5 protein-coding genes are annotated in these 3,888 nt (G+C 71.5%); 4 read left to right on the top strand and 1 reads right to left on the bottom strand.

The window, feature by feature from the left end:
• Nucleotides 1–250 precede the first annotated feature (250 nt).
• From garA to ACTIR_RS0115375, 4 genes are all read left to right on the top strand, one after another.
• Nucleotides 251–715 (top strand): glycogen accumulation regulator GarA, encoded by a 465-nt coding sequence (garA, locus tag ACTIR_RS0115390; RefSeq protein WP_007025101.1) that lies wholly within the window; start codon nucleotides 251–253, stop codon nucleotides 713–715.
• Nucleotides 712–1,509, top strand: coding sequence for a transcriptional regulator FtsR (ftsR, locus tag ACTIR_RS0115385; protein ID WP_026454947.1), 798 nt, complete (start codon nucleotides 712–714; stop codon nucleotides 1,507–1,509). The genes garA and ftsR overlap by 4 nt, the downstream gene beginning before the upstream one ends.
• Before the next feature lie 226 nt (nucleotides 1,510–1,735).
• Nucleotides 1,736–2,209 (top strand): bifunctional nuclease family protein, encoded by a 474-nt coding sequence (locus ACTIR_RS0115380; RefSeq protein WP_007025099.1) that lies wholly within the window; start codon nucleotides 1,736–1,738, stop codon nucleotides 2,207–2,209.
• 248 nt (nucleotides 2,210–2,457) lie between these two features.
• Nucleotides 2,458–3,024, top strand: a complete 567-nt coding sequence (locus tag ACTIR_RS0115375) for a MerR family transcriptional regulator (protein WP_154663779.1) — start codon at nucleotides 2,458–2,460, stop codon at nucleotides 3,022–3,024.
• A gap of 88 nt (nucleotides 3,025–3,112) precedes the next feature.
• On the opposite strand, the gene ACTIR_RS23675 is transcribed toward ACTIR_RS0115375, so the two are convergent.
• Nucleotides 3,113–3,888, bottom strand: a 776-nt coding sequence (locus ACTIR_RS23675; protein ID WP_034240385.1) for a hypothetical protein, incomplete at its 5' end; no start/stop codon positions are given.

The raw sequence follows: 3,888 nt of genomic DNA, 5'->3' as shown, positions 1-3,888 counted from the left end.
CCGTCCCCCCGCCGTCGGTGCCGCGCACGCCGGTACCGCCCGGGCCCGTGCGGGCGGGGCGATTTCTCCGCCGTCACACGGGCGCGTGCGGGCCCGTCTGTGGGACGATGCGGCCGACGACGCGGCGACGTTTCGGCAGGTGTGATCAACGGCTGATCGGGGAGGCCCCGGGGCCGTGGGTGGTCCCGGCACGGTACGTTGACTACACCACGTTTCGATGACGACACTTCAGTGCGTAAGGAGAGCTCAGGTGAGCACGAACGACGAGTCCGGCGTTCCCCCGGAGCAGTCTCCGGAGCGGACCTCCGTTTTCCGGGCCGACTTCACGTCGGAGATGGAGGGCCAGGAGGCGCCTGCCGTCGAGGCGCAGGACGCCGGTGTCGACGCGCTGCCGGCGGGCTCCGCACTGCTGGTGGTGAAGCGGGGCCCGAACGCGGGGTCGCGGTTCCTGCTCGATCGTGACACCACGAGCGCGGGGCGGCACCCGGACAGCGACATCTTCCTCGACGACGTCACGGTGTCCCGGCGGCACGCCGAGTTCCGCCGGGAGGGCGGCGAGTTCGTGGTGATCGACGTGGGCAGTCTGAACGGCACCTATGTCAACCGCGAGCCGGTCGACCAGGCGGTGCTCTCCGGTGGTGACGAGGTGCAGGTCGGCAAGTTCCGGCTGGTGTTCCTCACCGGACCCGGGCACGGAGGTCAGGGGGCGCAGTGACGGCTGCCGGGCGGCCGCGGCCGGACGGTCTGAGTATCGGGGCGGTCCTGGGACAGCTGCGTCCCGACTTCCCGGACGTGACGATCTCCAAGATCCGGTTCCTCGAGTCGGAGGGACTCGTCCGGCCCGCGCGGACGTCGTCCGGTTACCGGCAGTTCAGCGCGGCCGACGTGGAGCGGCTGCGGTTCGTGTTGACCGCGCAGCGGGACCACTACCTGCCGTTGAAGGTGATCAGGCAGCGGTTGGACGCGGCCGACGGGGCCGACGACCCCGCGGCCGTGCTCCCCGCTCCGGAGCCCGTCCGACCCCCGCGCAGGCTCGTGGCGGTGGCCTCCGACGATGGTCCGGCCGCTCCCGACGGCGGGGAGGTCTCCCCGGCCGGGACGCCGTCCCCGGCGGACCTGCTGCCCGACCCGGAGCCCGGGGTGCGGCTGTCCGAGCCGGACCTGCTCGCCGAGGCGGGGATCGACCCGACGATGCTGGCGGAGCTGCGACAGTACGGACTGGTCCGGCCCGGACCCACCGGCTACTACGACGCGGATGCGGTGGCCATCGCCCGGACCGCGCGGGCGATGGCCGGGTACGGGATCGAACCGAGGCACCTGCGGGCCTTCCGCGCCTCGGCCGACCGCGAGGTGGGGTTGCTGGAGCAGATCGTGACGCCGGTCTACCGCAACCGCGATCCCGAGGCCCGCGCGCGGGGGGACGCACTCGCGGCGGAGCTCGCGGCGCTGTCGATCGGTCTGCACACCCTGCTCGTGAAATCCGGTATTCGGGGCATGGCGGGTGGGTAAACTCGACCAGGTGACGGACGCGACGCACGCGGCGTGTCCGCCCGGGAACGACAGGTTCGTGGCGAGCGACACAGGTTTCGCGGCGAGCGACCGAATTTTTTGTGGCGAGCGACAGAGATTTTGTGGCGAGCACAGCGCCCAGATGACGGGTAGCGTCGAGTAGAGTCGATGCGGGATCCTCGTGACAGCGCTGCAGCCCGCGCGCAGGAGAGGGAGGCGAAGCCCGATGAGCGAGATGCGCGTCGTCGGCGTCCGGGTCGAGTTGCCCGCGAATCAGCCGATCTTGCTGCTGCGGGAATCCGACGGTGAGCGGTACCTTCCCATCTGGATCGGGTCCGTCGAGGCCACGGCCATCGCGCTGGAGCAACAGGGGGTCCGTCCGGCACGACCGCTGACCCACGATCTCCTCAAGGACATCATCGGTGCGTTGGACCGGGAGCTGCAGCAGGTCATCATCACCGACCTGAGTGAAGGTACCTTCTTCGCCGAGCTCGTGTTCGACGGTGACGTGCGGGTCTCCGCCCGGCCGAGTGACTCGGTGGCGCTGGCGCTGCGCGTGGGTGTCCCGATCCACGCCGAGGACGGCGTGCTGGAGGAGGCCGGTCTGCTCATCCCGGACGAGCAGGAGGACGAGGTCGAGAAGTTCCGCGAGTTCCTCGACTCCGTCTCGCCCGAGGATTTCCGCGGCGCCGACACCTGAGCGGTCCCGGCCCCGGCCGTGTGGGTGGGGCGCAACCCGTCGGTGGCCGTGTCCGCGCGTCGCGTTGACCGCCCCCGTGGGCGGGCATACCGTCAAGGGACGATGGAGCGCGCCGTCGTGACCTGCGGTGGGTGGGCCGGTCGACCGGGATGCCCGGGCGCGGCGCGATCGTCGTACCGGTCGGTTCCGTCCCGGAGCCGGTGGTCTTGTTTCGCCTGCCGGCGCACGCGCGCCGGGCGAGAGGAGGCATGGTGGTCGACGAGGGCCCGGTGCACGCCGGGAACGGGCAGACGGAGTTGTTCCCCGACTCCTCGCTGCCGGACGAGCTGGTGGGCTACCGCGGTCCGGCCGCCTGTCAGATCGCCGGGATCTCCTACCGGCAGCTGGACTACTGGGCGCGCACGAAGCTGGTGATGCCGAGCATCCGCACCGCCCATGGCTCGGGCTCCCAGCGGCTCTACTCGTTCAAGGACCTGCTCGTCCTCAAGATCGTCAAGAGGCTGCTCGACACGGGTGTCTCGTTGCAGAACATCCGGGTCGCGGTCGATCACCTGCGTGGCCGGGGTGTCCGGGACCTGGCGCGGGTGACGCTGTTCTCGGACGGCACGACGGTGTACGAGTGCACCTCGCCGGAGGAGATCGTGGACCTGCTCCAGGGTGGGCAGGGCGTGTTCGGCATCGCGGTCAGCGGCGCCATGCAGGAGATCAGCGGCACGCTGCACGAGTTCCCGGCCGAGCGGGCCGACGGTGCGGAGCTCGACCCCGCGGTGCCGGACGAGCTCTCCGAGCGGCGCAACGCCCGCCGCACCGGCTGACCGGCATCGCTCGTACGGCTCTCCCGTCGGACAGCGCCGGACCGGAAGGTGTATAACGACCAATACGGCCGGGCCGGACCCGCGCGGTTCATCCATCCGGTGCCGGGTCCCCGTGTCGGTCCGACAGCGGCTCGGGGGGATCGTCCGTGTACCGGGTCAGCAACCCACGACACAGAGTGATCAGACGGCCGCGCAGCGGGGCCGCGCGCCGGGCGAAGGCGGCCTGGGCGCGGGCGTACTCGGCACGGCCCTCGGCGGTCTCGATCCGCACCGGTGGATAGCCGAACTCCCGCAGGTCGTACGGGCTCGCCCGCATGTCCAGCGTGCGGATGTCGGCGGCCAGCTCGAAGCAGTCGGCGACCAGTTCCGCGGGCACGAACGGGCCCAGCTTGTAGGCCCACTTGTAGAGGTCCATGCCCACGTGCAGACATCCCGGCTGGTCGAGCGCGGCCTGGGTGTCGCGGGTGGGGTGGTACCGGTTGCGGGGGACGGCCTCGTCGGTGAAGAAGCGGAACGCGTCGAAGTGGCCGCACCGCAGGTCGGAGTTCTCCACGACCTCGTCGGTGCCCGCGGATCCGAGCCGGAGCGGCACCTGGGAGTGCCGGATGCGGTCGGGGTCGGCCCGGTAGACCATGGCCCATTCGTGCAGTCCGAAGCAGTTCAGCCGCGGTCGCCGCCGGTCCACGGCCTCCAGCAGGGTCAGCGAGCGCCGCGTCGTCCGGGCGAGCCGGTCGGTGAACGCCGCGGGGTCCACCGAGACCCCGGCGTCGGTCTCCCGGTAGCCGGACCGGTCCAGGAACCGCCGCGCCCGCTCCCCGGTGAGGACGACGTCCGGCCCGGGCTGCCAGCGGGCCAGGTGCGACG

Origin of the sequence: Saccharomonospora iraqiensis subsp. iraqiensis, assembly GCF_000430445.1 — a bacterium.
In the GTDB taxonomy this organism is placed as follows: Bacteria; Actinomycetota; Actinomycetes; order Mycobacteriales; family Pseudonocardiaceae; genus Saccharomonospora; species Saccharomonospora iraqiensis.
The sequence above is the reverse complement of the archived record's forward strand: the minus strand, read 5'-3'. Positions and strand labels throughout refer to the sequence as shown.

Excerpts from the sequence above, each read along its gene's own strand:
- ACTIR_RS0115375 (WP_154663779.1), top strand. The coding sequence starts at position 2,458 with ATGGTGGTCGACGAGGGCCCGGTGCACGCCGGGAACGGGCAGACGGAG.
- ACTIR_RS0115380 (WP_007025099.1), top strand. The coding sequence starts at position 1,736 with ATGAGCGAGATGCGCGTCGTCGGCGTCCGGGTCGAGTTGCCCGCGAAT.